We start from the raw sequence: 18010 nt of genomic DNA, 5'->3' as shown, positions 1-18010 counted from the left end.
TTACATGCATGTCAAGCAGGGCTGCCGCAGCAGCCCTATGATATTAAGACTCTGGTTATAATCCTGACAGGCGTTCTTCAAAGAAGATCTCCAACTGGGAGTGGATCTGGCCCCAGTCCTGGCGGTGCCCTGTCCATTTTTTCGTGATATCCATCATTGCCAGATACAGCATTTTTAGAAGGCTGTCATCTGATGGAAAGATCGTCTTGGATTTTGTGACTTTCCGAAGTTGGCGGTTGAAACCTTCGATAGCATTTGTAGTATAAATAAGGCGTCTGACTGCTTCCGGGTACTTGAAATAAGTCGACAGGTTCGCCCAGTTATCCCTCCAGGATTTCGCTATCTTAGGCTATTTCCCACTCCATTTCTCATCAAAACTGTCCAGTTCAGATAAAGCGATTTCTTCCGTTGGTGCAGCGTATACGCGTTTCAAGTCAGCCATTAATGGTTTGATTTCCTTGTAAGAGACAAACTTTGTGGTATTCCGGATCTGATGAATGATACACTGCTGAACCTCTGTTTCCGGGTAGACAGCTTCGATTGCCTGTGGAAATCCGGTAAGACCATCTACGCAGGCGATCAGGATATCCTGTACGCCACGGTTTTTTAAACCGTTTAAAATTGACAGCCAGAATTTCGCGCTTTCATTCTGCCCCACATACATACCAAGCACATCCTTATGTCCGTCCATATCAATCCCTATCGCGATATAGACCGCTCTTTTTACGATCCGTCCCTCATTTCGTACATGATAATGGACCGCATCCATAAAGACAACGGCATAAATATCTTCCAGTGGACGTTCCTGCCACTCCTTTACGATAGGAAGTATCTTATCTGTGATCCGGCTGATGGTACTGTCTGAGATACCGATATCGTATAAGCCCTTCATATGACTTTCTATATCCGCAGTGGTCATTCCCTTTGCATACATAGAGATGATCTTTTCCTCCATGTACTGCGTCACTGTATTCTGGTATTTCTTGATTGCCTGTGGTTCAAAATCCCCTTTACGGTCACGGGGAATATCTAACTCCATGTCTCCGTAACTGGTGTGAACCGTCTTCTGGGAGTATCCATTCCGGCTGTTATCCGTCTCTTTATTTCTGTAGTCATATTTGGAATAGCCGAGTTCTTCATTCAGTTCTTCATCCAGGGCACCTTCAAAAATGACAGACATCATATCCCGCATGATGGAATTTACATCCGTACCATCTTTGACTTTTACATTGTTTTCCTTTAGGTAAGCTCCCATCACCTCTCTGAGTGTTGCCTTTTGTGGTGAATCTTTTTTTCTTGCCATAAAATAAACCTCCAAACTGAGTAATTTTATCTTACATCAGTTTGAAGGTTTACACAATCTTTGGGATACTCTCCTTGATCAAGCGAGTCCCCGCCCACTGCTTATGTCTCTTAGACATCGAAGCAGGGTGCTTTCTTGATGAGGTTAAATTGGAAGTGAAATTTCAAAAACCGTACCATTCCCGCTGCCTTCCGCAAGTTGTATATTACCATGGTGTAATTCCACAATGCGTTTTACGATTGCAAGACCTAAGCCGTTTCCTTTTTCCGTGTGTGAAGTATCTCCCTGATAGAATTTATCAAAAATGTGGGCAGAAAGATTTTCACTGATGGGGGAACCGTCATTCCCTATGGTTACGGTTGTGGAGTGTACTCTCTGAATAATGGATATCTTAACAGTGGAGTGATTCGGAGAGAATTTCACTGCATTATCCAGCATATTCATCCAGATTTGTTTTAAAAGCTCCTCATTCCCGTTTACATACCGTTCCCCGCATTCGAAATCGAAAGTAATATCTTTCTGTGACCATTTACTGTACATCATTGCAATCACAAGCCGAATCTGTTCGGCAATATTACACTGTCTGGTATCTGTCAAAATAGACTGCTGCTCCAGTTTTGTCAGGCTCAGTACATTAGAGGCTAATTCAGTCAGGCGTTCTGATTCTTCTATAATAATGTTTAGATATTCATTTCGTTCATCTGCTGTCAAATCTTCTCTTTTGAGCATTTTTGCAAATCCACGGATAGATACAATGGGCGTTTTAAACTCATGGGAGAAGTTATTGACAAAATCCGTGCGGAGCATTTCCACACTGTTTAGTTCTTCTGCCATATGGTTAAAGCTATTGCTCAGTTGTGTAAATTCATCCGGCCCCTTCAGATGGATTCTTACCTTATAGTTGCCTCTAGCAATCTCATCCGCCGCCTGCCCCACGATTCGTATGGGTTTTAAAGGATATTTGCTTGATAATAGTGCCAGGATTGTTCCTACACCAAGACTGACAATGGCAAACAGAAATAGAGGAATACGGGAAGATTTATCAACCATATGAATACCGAATTTTTGCAAAATAAAAATTCCGGTAAATATAAGAAACATGGTCAGCAATAAAATAAAAAATACAATACCGGCAAATAAGAGGGTAAGCTGAAATTTTTTTGCCTTTTGTTTCAAATTAATCATGGCATATCACCGCCTTATATCCGATTCCTCTGATTGCAACCAGCTCAAATTCTGGCCAAGCTTCAAAACGCTTCCGAAGCCGGTTTATATGAACAGTTACAGTGACATCGGAACTTTCTGATTCCATTCCCCAGATTTCATCCATAAGCTGCAGCCGGGTAAAAATCTTGTCCGGGCAGGAGAGCAGCTTGTATAAAAGATAAAATTCCTTTTGGGGAAGTGTCTGGCTGGTTTTACAGCGGGTAACAGTGAGGGCATCGTAATCAAGCGTGACCTTTCCAATCTGCAGCTTATGTTCATTGGCGATTTTGGAACGGCGAAGCAGAGCTTTTATGCGCAAAAGCATTTCTTCTTCATTGACAGGTTTCACCATATAATCATCCGTTCCCACCAAAAAACCTTTGCACTTCTCCTCCGGCAGTTGTTTGGCAGTTACCATTAAAATTGGTGTGGTGTCACCGGCATCCCGTAAATATTCTGTGAATTCATAGCCATTCATTTTGGGGAGCATAATATCAAGCACGATCAGGTCAATATGCTGTTTATCAGTCAGTGCAAGGGCGTCTTCCCCGTTTTGTGCAGAATGGACTACATATCCGGCATGTTCTAATACTGCCTTCATCAGTTTCAATGTGTGATTGTCATCTTCTAACACCATAATCTGAAACATAGGATGAGCCTCCTTTTTTCTATTTTTTTTATTATACCATGGAAGATAAACTGAAAATAAACAGGATATGGTTTTTATAAAAAGTTTATCAAATCAGCAGTTATTGTTTATTTTCGGTTTTTCAAATTCTTGTATAGTAGCTTATGAAAAAATGAAAGAAAAATAGCTACAAGGAGGATTGCAAATGCTTCAGCTAAAGCAGTTAAGGAAACGATATAAAACAGGAGATTTGATACAGACAGCGCTGGATGATGTCAGTCTGAATCTGAGAGATAATGAATTTGTTGCTATTTTAGGGCCAAGTGGTTCTGGAAAAACAACGCTTTTAAATATTATTGGTGGCCTGGACCGCTATGACAGCGGAGACTTGATTATCAATTCTATCTCTACCAAAAAGTATAGGGACAGAGATTGGGATTCCTATCGGAACCATACGATTGGATTTGTATTTCAAAGCTATAACCTGATTCCCCACCAAACGGTGCTGTCCAACGTAGAACTGGCGCTGACTATCTCAGGAATCTCAAGGGAAGAACGGCGCAGGCGTGCCAGACAGGCGTTGGATGAGGTGGGACTTGGAGAGCAGCTTCATAAGAAACCAAACCAGATGTCAGGCGGGCAGATGCAGCGTGTTGCCATTGCAAGGGCCCTTGTGAACAACCCAGATATTTTACTGGCGGATGAGCCAACCGGGGCGCTGGATACAGAAACAAGCGTACAGGTCATGGAACTTTTAAAAGAAGTGGCAAAGGACCGTCTGGTTGTGATGGTCACACACAACCCGGAATTGGCTGAGGAATATGCGACCCGTATCGTAAAGCTAAAAGACGGAAGAATTGTGGATGACTCAGACCCATATGAGATTGATGCTTGTGAAGTCAGGGAGCCGGAACATAAAAATATGGGTAAATCATCCATGTCTTTTTGGACTGCATTGTCTTTATCATTCAATAACCTGCGGACAAAAAGGGCGAGGACACTGCTGACTTCCTTTGCAGGTTCTATAGGAATCATAGGGATTGCATTAATTCTGTCATTATCCACCGGAATTAATACTTATATAGAAAATCTTCAGAAAAGTACTATGACATCTTATCCAATTAGCATAGAAGCGCAGTCCATGGATTTATCTAGTATGCTTGCTGCAGGAAAGGAGAGTACGGACAGCGCTTCCGATGAGGCGGATCACAAACTGGACGGTGTATATTCAGATTCAACCAGTCTGGAAATGGCCTCCAGTATGAGCACCAGTATCACGGAGAACAATCTGACGGAATTTAAAAAATATCTGGAAGATTCAGACAGTGAAATTCATAACTATATTGGGGAAAATGGTATCACATATACCTATGACACCATATTTTCTGTTTACACCCATGATTCGGAAGGGACGCTGGTGAATACAGATGGCAGTACTCTGGAGGAGGACGGCTCCTCTGAAAGCGGCGGTATGATGTCAGGCATGAGTGGTATGGTGGAAACAGGTTCCACTAATTTTGAAGAATTAATGCCTGGAACAGAGGGGCAGACAATCAGTCCCGCGCTTTCAGACAGCTATGAGGTTCTGTATGGTGCGTGGCCGGAAGCATATGATGAGGTCGTACTTATCCTTGATAAAAACAATGAAATTTCTGCCAGCACTTTATATGAACTTGGCGCGCTCCCTTCCTCAGAGTACAAGGAATTGATGGAACAGATAGAAGAAGGAGAGGAGGTAGCACTAAAAACCCAGAAGTGGAGCTATGAGGAAATCTGCAACCAGGATTTTTATCTGATTCCGGCCTGTGACATGTATGAAGAAAACGAACATGGATTATTTGATTATATCGGCGACAGTGATACCAAGATAGAAGGCCTTATGGACAATGCCGTTCATTTGAAGGTGACGGGAGTAGTACGGCCGGCAGAAGACGCGGATAATGCGTCTGTCAGTGGGACGGTCGGTTATACCAGCGCGTTAACAGAATATTTGATTGATTATACGAATGAAAGTCCGGTTGTACAGGCACAGCAGGCATCTGAAAATAAAAATGTGTTAAACGGTGCAGAGTTTTCTCCGGCAGATGACGCTGCAAAGGCTGCAGATGCCAAAGCATATATTTCAAATATGAATGAGTCAGAAAAAGCAGAAATGTGTCGGGAGATTCTGGAATCTGTCTATTCAGATGACCCGGATATGGCGCAGACAATGCTGGACATGACGGACGAAGAATTGGCAGCAACACTGGACCAATATGTTTTAGGAGCCGGGGATGGCGAGGATGAAAAACTGCTGATGATTTATGACACCTATATTTCTGCAGGTTCTTATGAGGATAATATGGCTGCTTTTGGATATGTAAATCCAGATGCACCATCCGGTATCAATATCTATGCAGATAGTTTTGAGGATAAAGAAGCCATTACAGACAGTATTGACACATATAACAAAACTGTGGATGAGGAAGATCAGATTAGCTATACGGATTATGTAGGCCTTTTGATGTCCTCTGTTACAACGATAGTAAATGTAATTTCCTATGTATTGATTGCATTCGTAGCGGTATCCTTGATTGTGTCTTCCATTATGATTGGGATTATTACTTATATCTCTGTTTTGGAGCGGACAAAAGAAATCGGTATTCTTCGGGCAATGGGAGCGTCAAAACGGAATGTTTCCCAGGTATTTAATGCAGAAACCTTCATTATCGGACTTTGCTCCGGATTAATTGGTATCGGGATTACTCTGCTTCTTTTGATTCCTGGAAATGTGGCCATCCATAGGCTGACCGGTTCGGCAGATATAAATGCTTCGCTTTCGGCAGTCAGCGCTGTACTGTTAGTAGCGCTCAGTGTGATACTTACGTTGCTTGGCGGCCTGATTCCTTCGAAAAAAGCGGCGAAAAAAGATCCGGTGACTGCATTGCGGACAGAGTAGGATATGATGGTACGCAGATATGATGTTTCTTTCAACTCAGTAATTCACCCAGCAATTTGAATTGTTTTTAGATTTACCGGGAAAATGCAAAAGAGATTTTAGCAAATCTGGGGCAGAGATTATCTCTGCTCCTTTTTGTATTGCAAGGGTGTTATGCCGGCTTGCTTTTTGAAAATTTTCTGAAAATATTGCTGACTGGAAAATGCTAGTTTTTCAGAAATTTCAGAAAGTGAAAGGTTGGTAGATTCTAATAAATGTTTTGCTTCTTTTACTTTTTGTATATTGATATAGTCAGAAATTGAACATCCAGTTTTTTCTTTAAAATGATGACTGATATAGGAAGCGTTCAAGGAGACAGCGCCGCTGATTTCGGCTACCGTTATTTTATTGGAAATATGAGCGTTGATGTAACGGCAAATAGAATTCACTGTAGCTGAATCGGAATGAAACGATTGTATAATGGAAACCCGTTTGGCATAGTCAAGGAGCATATTTTCAATCGTTTGTTTGATATCTGTATAAATCGATAGTTTTTCGGCCTGAGCAATATAATAGTCGGACAGGGAGATTGCAGTATCATAAGAGAGTCCGCCCTGAATTGCATTCCGGCATGCAACGGCAGTGGCGCTGATTAATGCATTTTTTAAAGAACGGATAGCAGAAGGGGCGAGTTCTGGAGAAATAACTTCATTAAAATCTTTGCGGATCATGGACTCTAATTTGTCGTAAAGGCCATGCCTGATGCATGAAGCGGACAAGTTCTCCAGATTATGAAAGGAGTGGCCTGTTATTGAAAAATCTTCTGCATGAAAAACAGTAGTCATTTTAGTGGCGTGATAGGAAATTCTTAGAGGTTCTTCTGAGTTCCCGGTTAAAATATAGTATAAGAATTCTAAGAGATTGCGAAATCTGGGCGTATCCATAACAAGAATATGGTGAAACCAACCTGCTGCATCAGCGCCATTCTGTCTGGGAATTTTATAAGTGGACAAAAAGGTGTTTATCTGATTTAATGTTGGTTCATATGGGGAGGCGGGACCTAAAACTAGGAAACTGTTGTTTTCTTCCAGACGAATAAATCCAAATTGCAGGTATTCCGGAGTAATGAGAAAGCGAAGATTGTTTCCATCAGGAGGATACTCTTTTGCAATCTGTTCTGAAAGTATGTTTGAAAGAGCCTGCCCGTTGTGGATTTTTTTCAGCCTGCCTTCTTGGTAAAAGGCACTCGTCAGGGGGACAGATTTTACGAATTTTTCCAACATCAATTCTATATCCATATTTTTTCCAGTCCTTTCGTATAAATATTTCTAAGTGATATAAAATTTACATAATAAAGATAAGAATATTATAATACATTATTGTGGACAAGTGTTATAAATTAAGAAAAGTTATAAAAAATCTTAAGGAACAGAGGAGAAAAGCTATGAAACAAAAGAAAAGAAAAATCCTGCAAGTGGGGGTTGCATGGTTTGCAGCCATTATAACGATAGTGGCACTTGTAGCAGGGAACATCTATGCAGATCGTTATTCCAACCTCATTTCAGTTTACTTGAATATGTCCAACCAAAAGGTTATTTCTTCTGAGGATGAGGTGACAGAGCATTTCTCATCTGATTATGACGATGATCAGGAAAGGGAAAACTATCTGCGTTCTGTCAGTACACAGATTGAAGCAGAAGGGGCGGTTCTCTTGGAAAATGACGGGACACTGCCTTTAAAAACAGGCTCGCATATCTCGGTATTCGGACAGGACAGCGTGGATCCGGTTTACGGGGGGAGCGGTGCAGGATCGGTAGACACATCGAAAGCGAAAGATTTATATACCGGACTAAAAGAGGCTGGATTTGCCACAAATGAAACACTGCAGAATTTTTATACAGAAGGGGACGGGGCTAAATACAGAAAAACAGTGCCGGATGCTATGGGAAACGGTGAGTTTGCCGTCAATGAAGCCCCAGTTTCCAACTTTACGGACGAGGTGAAAAACAGTCTTACAGAATATCAGGATGCGGCAATTGTTGTAATTGGGAGAAGCGGCGGTGAGAGTTCAGATATACAGAGCACACCACTTGAAAACGGCAGCTATTATCTTCAGATTGATGAGCAGGAGAGAGAGGTATTGAATTACGCATGCCAGAATTTTGAAAAAGTGGTTGTACTTTTGAATACACAGAATCCAATGGAACTTGGCGTGTTAAAGTCTATGGGAATTAATGCGGTACTGTGGATTGGGGGACTTGGAGAAAACGGGGCGTCTGCAGTGGGGGAACTTCTGAACGGAGAAGTCTCTCCTTCCGGAAGACTGACAGACACCTATGCGTATGACAGTCAAAGTGCACCTGCGATGCAGAACCTGGGAGCCTATCACATTGTGAATAGTCAGGAAAGTTTCGGGAATACTTATATGGTTTACAGTGAAGGTATCTATGTGGGATACCGGTATTATGAGACGCGATATGAAGACGTTGTATTGGGGAACGAAAAGGCGGAAAATTATAACTATACGGAAGAGGTGCAATATCCCTTTGGCTACGGTCTGTCTTACTCGGAATTCACCTATTCTGACTTTATATTAGAGGAAGCAGAAGAGCAGTATCTTGCGAAACTGACGGTAAAGAATACAGGAGATGTGGAGGCAAAACATACAGTAGAAGTCTATATGCAGTCTCCTTACACAGAATATGACAGACAGAACCAGATTGAAAAATCTGCAGTGGAATTGGCCGGTTATACAAAAACAGGAATGCTGAAACCGGGAGCATCGGAGACAGTAACTGTAGAGATCCCAAAAGAAATTATGAAAACCTATGATGCGAAGGGATATAGTACTTATATTATGGAGGCAGGGGATTATTATTTTGCAGTAGGCACAGATGTCCATAATGCCCTGAATAACATTCTTGCGAAAAAAGGATATACGACAACAAACCAGATGGATGCCGAAGGAAATATGGAGTTGGCGGCACAAGTAACAATAGAAAGTCTGGACAGTACAACTTATGCGGTATCGAAAGAAACGGAATCTGCCATTGGCAATCAGTTTAAAGATGCGGATATCGCCAGGTATGATGAAAATTTCCGATACTTAAGCAGAAGTGACTGGGAAGGGACATGGCCATCTACCTATGCTGGCGGGAATTTCACAGCTCCGGAGACATTTGTGGAAGCATTGAAGATACCAGTAGTGGAAGATACAGTTGAGGAAAAGGCAGTCACAGAGACGTATGATGAAGAGTTTGGAAAACTGACAACCGCTATGTTGATGGAAACAGAGTACGATGATCCGCTATGGGATTCATTGATTTCACAGATGAGCGCAGAAGAACTGGATAAGCTTGTACGTGTCGGAGGATATGCGACCATGGGAATTGATTCCACACAGCTTCCGTCCACACAGGATAAAGACGGCCCAGCAGGAATCTCCAGCACTCTGGTAGGCGGCGAGAACGGCACATCCTATCCGCCGGAAATCGTACTAGGCTCCACATGGAATGACAAACTGGCGGAAGAGTTTGGTAAATGTATCGGTGAAGACAGCCTTGAACTTGAGGTGACCGGATGGTATGCTCCTGCAATGAATATTCACCGGACACCATACAGCGGAAGGAATTTTGAGTACTTTTCAGAAGACAACTATCTGTCCGGGAAAATGGGAGCTTCGGTTGTAAAAGGCGCACAGAGTAAAGGTGTGCTTGTCTATATGAAGCATTTTGCATTGAACGATCAGGAAACTAACCGGATGGGTGTCTCGATTATGGCAAATGAGCAGAGTATCCGGGAATTATATCTTGAACCTTTTGAGATAACGGTCCGTGAAGGAAATGCACATGGAGTGATGGTCGGCATGAACCGGGTTGGAACAAAATGGGCGGGCGCTCATTACGGGCTCATGACAGAAATACTTCGGAACGAATGGGGATTTGAGGGAGTGGCAATCACTGACCAGGCCTCTTTCGAAGTATTTGCATATGAAGATTTGAGGGCCGGACTGGCTGCGGGTACAGATTTGTGGCTGAACACCGACTCAGAACTGTGGGTTCTCTCCGATGAGGATATGAACAATACGGTGATTACATCTATGCAGCGGGCAGCAAAAAATATTACATTTGCAATCTCAAGATCGAACACAATGAATGGGTTGTCCAGCAGCAGCCAAATAGTCAAGATTATACCATTATGGCAGAAGGGTTTGTATGTACTAGACGTAGTTTTTGCGGGGATAGCAGTCCTTGCAGCGGTTTTGGCGACATGGAATTTAAAGAACGATACAGAGAAGCGCAGGAAACTCAGTTCTATTCTATCTGGAATATGCGGTGTACTTATCTTTGGTGCAGGAATGGCGGTATGTATTCTTGCCGGAGATGATTACATAAAACAGGGATTGGCTCTAGGAATTACTGGTGCGATTGCTTGTGTGTTAAATATAGTGGTTAATGGGAAGCGTACAATGAGAAAAGAAAAAGTTCAGGGGGAACAGTAGGAAAGGAAGAGTTTCGTGAAATATCAAGCATTAATCAATCAGATGACACTGGAGGAAAAGGCAGCTTTTTTAAGTGGAAAAAACACATGGCAGACGAGGGATTTTTCACGTCTGGAAATTCCATCTGTTTTTTGTTCTGACGGTCCTCATGGATTACGGAAACAGGCGGGGGCAGGAGATCATCTTGGCCTTAATGCCTCTCTTCCTGCGACCTGCTTTCCAACAGCGGCGACCATAGCAAACAGTTGGGACTGTTATCTTGGGGAAGAAATTGGCAGAGCTCTTGGGACAGAAGCAGTGTTCCAGAAGGTACATATTTTATTGGGACCCGGATTGAATATCAAGCGGAGTCCACTGTGCGGACGCAATTTTGAATATTTTTCAGAGGATCCTTATTTGTCAGGGAAAATGGCGGCTGCCTATGTAAGAGGAATACAAAGTGAGGGAGTATATGCTTGCCCGAAGCATTTTGCAGTGAATAGTCAGGAACTCCGAAGAATGGCGATGAATGCGGTAGTGGATGAGCGGACACTGCGGGAAATCTACCTGACAGGATTTGAGATTGCCATAAAAGAGGGACAAGCAAAGGCAATCATGTCAAGCTACAATGAGGTCAATGGTGTATATGCAAATGAGAACAAACATCTTCTTCAGGATATTCTCCGTAAAGATTGGAAGTTTGACGGAATTGTGATTACTGACTGGGGCGCGTCCAATGACCATGCTGCCGGAGTTGCAGCAGGCTCAAATCTGGAGATGCCGGCTCCCGGATTTGATTCTGCGCGGGAAATTATTTCTGCGGTGCAAACCGGAAAATTAAGTATGAAAGAATTGGACTGCTGTGTCGGGCCGCTTCTTGATGCGGTGATGGAACTGTCTGAGGCGGAAAAAACATGGGAAGAGAAACAGGCTGGTAAGGAACTGGCTGATGAACACCATGTGCTTGCAAGGAAAGCGTCTGTGGAAAGCACGGTATTGTTAAAAAATGAAGACTACATATTGCCGCTTCCCAGAAAATGCCGGGTGGGGATTGTCGGAGACTTTGCCGGAGAGCCAAGATATCAGGGGGCCGGCTCTTCGATGGTAAATCCCACAAAGATAGAAAATATAAAGGACATGGCAGAAACGTACTTCCCGGATTTTACCGGTTACGCAAAAGGTTACAGAAGAGATGGCAAGAAAGACAACGGCCTCCAATCTGCAGCAATTACACTTGCAAAGTGTTCTGATGTGATTATTTATTGTTTTGGTTTGGATGAAATCAGTGAATCGGAGGGAATGGACCGGGAACATATGAGGATTCCTGATAACCAGATTGAGTTGTTAAAGGAACTAAAAGAGGTAAACCCCAATATCATTGGTGTGCTGAGTGCAGGATCAGTGATAGAAATGTCATGGGAAATGTACTGTAAAGGAATTCTTCATGGTTATCTGGGAGGTCAGGCAGGTGCAGGAGCAATGTTAGAGCTGATTTCAGGAGAGAAAAATCCTTCCGGGAAATTAGCCGAAACCTATCCACTTTGCTATAAAGATACCCCGGCATTTCAGTTCTTTCCAAGCAAGGAGCGAAATTCTGAATATAGGGAAAGTATCTTTGTGGGCTACCGCTATTATGACACGTGTAGAATCCAGGTGCAATATCCGTTCGGCTTTGGGTTGTCCTATACAACATTTTCTTATTCTGAGCTAGCTGTGAAAGAAAACGGTGTAAGTTTTACTTTGACGAATACAGGAAAAAAGGACGGGGCAGAAATCGCACAATTATATGTGGGACTTTTGGAGGCGGAAATTTTTCGTCCCGCGAAAGAACTAAAAGGATTTACAAAAGTGTTTTTGAAAACAGGAGAAAGCAGAAGAGTAGAATTGCCTTTCGATGATAAAACGTTCCGGTACTGGAATGTCAGTACAAATGATTGGGAGACTGAAGGGGGAACCTATCAGATTATGATTGGGGCCAGCAGCGCTGACATCAGACTGTCAGGAATATTAGAGGTTACAGGAACAACGGAAAAACAGCCGTATAAGAAAGAGGAAATGCCCGCTTATTATTCCGGACAGATACAAAATGTAAGTAAGGAAGAGTTTGAACGGCTTCTCGGGGAAGAAATACCAGATGGAGTATGGTCAGGGGAACTGCAATTAAATGATGCGGTCTGCCAGCTTTATTACGCAAAAAGCAGGATTGGCAGAACTATCTATAAAATACTGACTCATATGAAGGAAAAAAGTGAAAAGAAAGGCAGACCAAATTTGAATATACTTTTTATCTATAATATGCCGTTTCGGGGAATTGCAAAAATGACAGGCGGGATGGTCAGTATGGAGATGGCAGACGGGTTGGTAACGATGGTAAACGGATATTTTTTCAAAGGATTGAAAAAACTGATCGCTGGATATTTTCGAAATTTGCGGGAGAACAAAAAATATAGGAAGAAACTGGAGGGCGAATAGATAAAATGGCAGTGCTAAAGAAATGGATTTATAAACATCCGGATCTATGGGAATTTATTTTATTCAATATTCTGTCAAACTGTGCAACAGTTGTCAATTTTATCGTAATGTGGATATGTACCGGATTTATATTTACAAAATATTCTAGTACACCATTTCAGTTTCTTTTTTTTAACTATACAAATGTAGAAAGTGATTTGGGGTTAGGAGGTTTTCTCAGCTTCCTTGCCGCAACAGCAGTAGCCCAGACGGTCAATTTCTTCGTGCAGAAGAATTTAGTATTTCGCTCCAATGCCGCATTCGGGAAGGCGGTGCCAAAGTACATTATCCTAGCCGTAGTGCTGGTCATAATATCTGCTGCACTTCCGGCCTACAGTCAGGCTTTTTTGGTGAATTTGGGTGTGACGCAGGGGGCGGCGCCTACACTTGCAAATATTATAAATATTATTGTTCAAGTTGTAGTGAGTTATCCCGCTATGAAATTCTGGATAATGCCGGCTGGACATACAGAAGTATAAGGTGATTTAAAGTTTGAAAATAAAATTATGAGGGATAAGTGCTGTCAGGTATCAGAGAGATATCCGGCAGCATTTTTAATCATACAGAAATAGGAAACAAACAGAACAGAAACAATCGTATGGGATAATCACATCAGAAAGTGAGGAGACCATAGATGAATGAGTCTGTAATTATAGTGATTGCTATTGTAGGCGCAGTTTTTGCCCAGATACAACGAAATAAGATTGAGAGGAAGAGAAGATGCTGCAAGTAATAAAAGGTGAGGGAAAAGGAGCATGGAGAACATTAAAACGCCATTACTTTGTTTTGGTGTGCATTATCGGGACTCATTACCGGTTCTGCGCAGGAGTAAATTTATAACGGAAATGAAATTAACATTTCAGAAACAAGATACAAACGGTTCATAAATACAGTCACTGTAAGATACAGACATAAGATAAATCAAAAATATTTATGTTATAAACTGCTATACAGAAAGCAGAAACAACAAAACACAATTAGGAATGGTCCGAATATTGAGGACAGAAAGTGAGGAAATGTATGAAAACATTTTTAAAGGCAGTGGCAGGAATTTCTATAATAGGATTGGTAATCTTCGGGATTAAGGCGCTGTGGGACAGACAACAGGAGTCCTATTAAGAAAAAATTCTAATTAGAAACAGCCGGAATTAATAATTCAGAAACAAAAGTCAAACAAAACACAAACAGTAAGGGTGTATGCTTTTACTATCAACAGAAAACAAACAATAAAACTAAAGGCAATGAGAGGATGTCTTGTATGGTGAAAGATGGAGCATAAGGCACCGATTAAAATATCCAGGAAGACAATCGGGGCATTCCTGATTGGAATTATCGGTGCGCTGCTGCTTGGCGTAGGGATGTGTCTGACGATGGTATGGAGCAATATGGTGCTGGGGATTGTCATTGGACTGATTGATTGGTATCGTTGTATTTCTCTGTCTGATACCTTTCGCAAAAGGGCTGAAATAAAACAACCGGAAATAGACAGTATCAATCAGGAGATGCGGCAGATAAAAAAGGTCTGCTGCATTTTTAGCAAAGCGAAGATAACTTATATCTTATAAGCACCTTATTGAGGAAAATTGTGTAAAAGGCGGTGACAAAACGGATGTGGGATAAATTAAAAAACAGAAAATGGAGGCCGCCCGTCTTAAAGGCATGGATTCGGATGCTTCTATATATTGCAGCCATTCTATTTGCGGCACTTTCATTTTGGCAGATAGAAACAGGGCGGTTTTCAAAAGAGGAGGAATTTGTCCTCTACGTGTGCACTGCCGGAACCACGTTTCCTTCATGTCTGTATATTGTGATGGATATGAAGGCAGTAAGAAACATGCTTACTTATATAGTTGATCGGCTGGCTAAGAGATACAAAGGGATAAAATATTTTTTGGAGGATTACCGTTTCCGCACCTTTACAACGGCAGCGGCAGGCCTGCTTCTGAACATCGCCTTTGCTGCGTTTCATGGAATCATCGGGTTTATGAGCCGTTCACCCTGGTACATTACTCTTGCTGTCTATTATCTTTTTCTAAGTATTATGAGGGCATGGACCGTTCGTAATGAACGAAAACTGCCAGGAAGTAGAAGCCATCCGTTATCGCGGCAAAAAGAAATTCAGATTTATAAGGTTTGTAGTATAAATATTATTCTGTTGACAGTTGTACTTGGCGGAATGGTAATCCTGATGGTACACTCGGAAGGAGGCAGGAGTTATCCTGGGATGACGATTTACATGATAGCGCTTTACACCTTTATCAAAGTACCTTTAGCAGTGCGAAATTTGATGAAGACAAGAAAGATGAATACACCGCTTTTAGTTGCAGTCCGAAGTATCGGCTATGCAGATGCCTGTGTGTCTGTACTGTCGCTTCAGACGGCAATGTTTGCCTCCTTTGGAAATATGGAGGTTCAGGGAAGTAAGGCGCTTATGAATGGAATTACAGGCGTCATCGTCTGCCTGATGGTGTCGGGCATGGGAATCTATGGTGTATGTATGGCGAACAAAATGAAAATGCAAAACAGGAAGGCGTAATAAAGATGATTAAGATATTAGTAGTAGGAGGAGAGAATAGAAAATACATGAAAATAGCAATGAAAAATAAACAGATTCAAGGCAATTAAGATTAAAAAATTAAGGAGGATAACAATTCAATTATGAAGATTATAATCCAGAAGTAACATTGGCAGATGAAGCTTCCGTATATGATCTGCAGACCGGGAAACATTACCCGGAAGGGCAGATGACAATCACCCATGAGGACTGGTCGTTTATGAGAGAGTTAGACGGATTTATTCCTACGCTGTACCGGATAAGAATCGAGGTGGAGGACGGCGTTTATGAAATCAAAACCCATGTGGGAAATGCCACTATATGGGGCGTCACATTCCAAGTCCCAGACAATCCGGTGGCAACACTGATTTTTGATAACGTGGAAGGGATATTTACGTTTGCTGATGGAACGGTAAAGGAACTGACCGGAGGCAGCGATGCGCTGTCAATCCGGCAGTGGCACGCATATCCCAATATCCTGCCGCGGGAATTGTATATAGATGAACAGAAGCATGGTGAGAAATTCGATACCTTGTAGAGAGCAGAACCGGCTTTTAGCGGAGCTGCTTAAAATATTTACGCCGCTTTTTTAAAAACAGTAGAGAGGATAACTGTCAGTGACCTGAAAATGGATACTGGCAGTTTTTTTACGTTATAGCCATAGATACAGGAAAATTAATCATACAAAAACAATTCTCCAACAATATGGAAATAAAGAAAAGGTATCATACTATCATCAAATCAATGAAGAATACAAAAGAAAGAGGTAAAAACATATGACATTCAAAGAAAATATAAGCGCGTTTGCAATCAGACAGGCACTTTCATACATGGACAAAAAGCCGGAGAAGAATCTCCCGAAACTGTTAGACTGGTTTGACAGATTTGACCGGAAAAATACATTAAAGACACAAAGGGATGCCATCCGCCAGGTTGCCATGGACAAGGACAACAACTGGCACCAGCTTGTCATAAGCCTGTGGACGGATATTGATCCAGGTGTAAGGAACCGTCTGTTTGAAAATCTGATCATCAACGGCTGTCTGCTCGGGTATCAGCGGCAGAAAGAAAATAAGGCAAAATATAATTGTAACGTACCCTGGGCAATTCTCTTAGATCCCACCAGCGTCTGCAACTTAAAATGTACCGGATGCTGGGCTGCGGAATACGGTAATCAAATGAATTTAAGCTACGAGGAGATGGATTCTATTGTCACCCAGGGCGTGGAGCTTGGAACGTATGTATATCTCTTTACCGGCGGGGAGCCACTTGTGAGAAAGAAGGATATCATCCGGCTGTGTGACGCCCATCCAGACTGCGTATTCTCTGCCTTTACAAACGGAACCCTGATTGATGAGGCGTTTGCCAAGGAAATACTCCGGGTTCAGAATTTTGTTCCGGCCATCAGCATTGAGGGCTTTGAGGAGGCAACCGATTCCAGGAGAGGCGAGGGAACCTATCAGAAGATTGTACGGGCGATGAGTATCTTGAGAGAAAAGAAACTGCCTTTTGGTATTTCATGCTGTTATACATCCGCAAATGCAAAAATCATTGGCAGCGAGGCGTACTTTGACCAGATGATTGACATGGGAGCGAAGTTTGCATGGTTCTTTACTTATATGCCGGTTGGAAAAGGCGCGGTCAAGGAATTGATCGCCACTGCCAAGCAGAGAGAGATGATGTACCATAAAATCCGGGAATACCGTCAGACAAAACCACTGTTTACCGTAGACTTTTGGAATGACGGAGAGTATGTGGGCGGCTGCATTGCAGGAGGACGCTGTTACTGCCATATCAATGCCAACGGCGACATTGAGCCATGTGCATTTATCCATTATTCTGACTCCAATATCCGGGAAAAAACCTTGCTGGAGTCGTACCGCTCCCCGTTATTTATGGGTTACCATGATAACCAGCCATGGAATGATAATATGCTCCGTCCATGCCCGGTACTGGATAATCCGGGAAGACTGACAGAACTGGTGGAGAAGAGTCAGGCGAAAAGTACAGACTATCAGAATCTGGAAACAGCAAAAGAATTTTCTGATAAATGCGTGGAGGCGGCAGAAAAATGGGCGCCGGTGGCTGACAGACTGTGGGTTAAGTCTCACAGTGGCTGTGCTTCCTGCGGCAGATGTAAGAGGGCAGTGAACGAGTAAATAACAGGGTATGTCGCAAAAGGGATTGCCGGGGCAAAGAAACGATATTCTGAAAAACAGGAAAATTTGGAAAGTAAAAAGGCTTGTCAGACGTTGTAATAGAGAAATACATGGGAAGAGGGTGTCGCAAAATCATCAAATTAGATGATTGAGCGGCACCCTCGCTCTATATAGGAAAAATCCGGATGGAATCCTTTTGTTTCAGGAATCCTTCCGGATTTTTGGCGTACTTTAATAATGCTTTGTTTTTCT

11 protein-coding genes and 1 pseudogene are annotated in these 18010 nt (G+C 42.3%); 8 read left to right on the top strand and 4 right to left on the bottom strand.

The features are described from left to right. Positions 1-55 precede the first annotated feature (55 nt). The 3 genes and pseudogenes from EFA47_RS07970 to EFA47_RS07960 all read right to left on the bottom strand — a co-directional run bounded on the left by EFA47_RS07970 (position 56) and on the right by EFA47_RS07960 (position 3158). Positions 56-1255 (bottom strand): annotated as a pseudogene (locus tag EFA47_RS07970) (IS256 family transposase). Between the two features lie 192 nt (positions 1256-1447). Further along, positions 1448-2488, bottom strand: a complete 1041-nt coding sequence (locus EFA47_RS07965; protein WP_122642789.1) for a HAMP domain-containing sensor histidine kinase — start codon at positions 2486-2488, stop codon at positions 1448-1450. After that, positions 2481-3158 (bottom strand): response regulator transcription factor, encoded by a 678-nt coding sequence (locus tag EFA47_RS07960; protein ID WP_122642788.1) that lies wholly within the window; start codon positions 3156-3158, stop codon positions 2481-2483. The genes EFA47_RS07965 and EFA47_RS07960 overlap by 8 nt, the downstream gene beginning before the upstream one ends. Positions 3159-3342: 184 nt before the next feature. On the opposite strand from EFA47_RS07960, the gene EFA47_RS07955 reads away from it, so the two are divergent. Further along, on the top strand, positions 3343-6075 hold the full coding sequence (locus tag EFA47_RS07955) for an ABC transporter ATP-binding protein/permease (RefSeq protein ID WP_122642787.1): 2733 nt from the start codon (positions 3343-3345) through the stop codon (positions 6073-6075). A gap of 119 nt (positions 6076-6194) precedes the next feature. On the opposite strand, the gene EFA47_RS07950 is transcribed toward EFA47_RS07955, so the two are convergent. Beyond that, a complete protein-coding gene (locus EFA47_RS07950; protein WP_122642786.1) occupies positions 6195-7352 on the bottom strand; it encodes an AraC family transcriptional regulator in 1158 nt (385 codons plus the stop codon). A 146-nt stretch (positions 7353-7498) separates the two neighbouring features. Here EFA47_RS07950 and EFA47_RS07945 point away from each other — a divergent pair, with 146 nt between their 5' ends. The 7 genes from EFA47_RS07945 (at position 7499) to EFA47_RS07915 (ending at position 17758) form a co-directional block, all read left to right on the top strand. Beyond that, a complete protein-coding gene (locus EFA47_RS07945) occupies positions 7499-10555 on the top strand; it encodes a glycoside hydrolase family 3 protein (RefSeq protein WP_122642785.1) in 3057 nt (1018 codons plus the stop codon). Positions 10556-10570: 15 nt separating this feature from the next. Further along, entirely contained in the window at positions 10571-13006 is a 2436-nt protein-coding gene (locus EFA47_RS07940) for a beta-glucosidase (protein WP_122642784.1), read from the top strand. A gap of 5 nt (positions 13007-13011) precedes the next feature. Further along, positions 13012-13524, top strand: a complete 513-nt coding sequence (locus EFA47_RS07935; protein WP_122642783.1) for a GtrA family protein — start codon at positions 13012-13014, stop codon at positions 13522-13524. A 789-nt stretch (positions 13525-14313) separates the two neighbouring features. Beyond that, positions 14314-14610 carry a hypothetical protein gene (locus EFA47_RS07930; RefSeq protein ID WP_206215520.1) on the top strand — a complete coding sequence of 99 codons (297 nt, stop codon included), beginning with the start codon at positions 14314-14316 and terminating at the stop codon, positions 14608-14610. Between the two features lie 44 nt (positions 14611-14654). Continuing rightward, positions 14655-15581 (top strand): hypothetical protein, encoded by a 927-nt coding sequence (locus tag EFA47_RS07925; protein WP_122642782.1) that lies wholly within the window; start codon positions 14655-14657, stop codon positions 15579-15581. Positions 15582-15729: 148 nt separating this feature from the next. Then, entirely contained in the window at positions 15730-16137 is a 408-nt protein-coding gene (locus tag EFA47_RS07920) for a hypothetical protein (RefSeq protein ID WP_122642781.1), read from the top strand. Positions 16138-16375: 238 nt separating this feature from the next. Further along, on the top strand, positions 16376-17758 hold the full coding sequence (locus tag EFA47_RS07915; RefSeq protein WP_122642780.1) for a radical SAM protein: 1383 nt from the start codon (positions 16376-16378) through the stop codon (positions 17756-17758). The last annotated feature ends 252 nt before the right edge of the window (positions 17759-18010 follow it).

The sequence above is a fragment of the Luxibacter massiliensis genome (genome assembly GCF_900604355.1).
GTDB classification, from domain to species: Bacteria; Bacillota; Clostridia; order Lachnospirales; family Lachnospiraceae; genus Luxibacter; species Luxibacter massiliensis.
This window is presented reverse-complemented; position numbering and strand designations above follow the sequence as displayed.

Bases quoted from the DNA above. Each gene is read 5' to 3' on its own strand.
- EFA47_RS07960 (WP_122642788.1), bottom strand. From the start codon at position 3,158: ATGTTTCAGATTATGGTGTTAGAAGATGACAATCACACATTGAAACTG.
- EFA47_RS07965 (WP_122642789.1), bottom strand. From the start codon at position 2,488: ATGATTAATTTGAAACAAAAGGCAAAAAAATTTCAGCTTACCCTCTTA.
- EFA47_RS07950 (WP_122642786.1), bottom strand. From the start codon at position 7,352: ATGGATATAGAATTGATGTTGGAAAAATTCGTAAAATCTGTCCCCCTG.
- EFA47_RS07930 (WP_206215520.1), top strand. From the start codon at position 14,314: ATGGAGCATAAGGCACCGATTAAAATATCCAGGAAGACAATCGGGGCA.
- EFA47_RS07945 (WP_122642785.1), top strand. From the start codon at position 7,499: ATGAAACAAAAGAAAAGAAAAATCCTGCAAGTGGGGGTTGCATGGTTT.
- EFA47_RS07915 (WP_122642780.1), top strand. From the start codon at position 16,376: ATGACATTCAAAGAAAATATAAGCGCGTTTGCAATCAGACAGGCACTT.
- EFA47_RS07935 (WP_122642783.1), top strand. From the start codon at position 13,012: ATGGCAGTGCTAAAGAAATGGATTTATAAACATCCGGATCTATGGGAA.
- EFA47_RS07955 (WP_122642787.1), top strand. From the start codon at position 3,343: ATGCTTCAGCTAAAGCAGTTAAGGAAACGATATAAAACAGGAGATTTG.
- EFA47_RS07925 (WP_122642782.1), top strand. From the start codon at position 14,655: ATGTGGGATAAATTAAAAAACAGAAAATGGAGGCCGCCCGTCTTAAAG.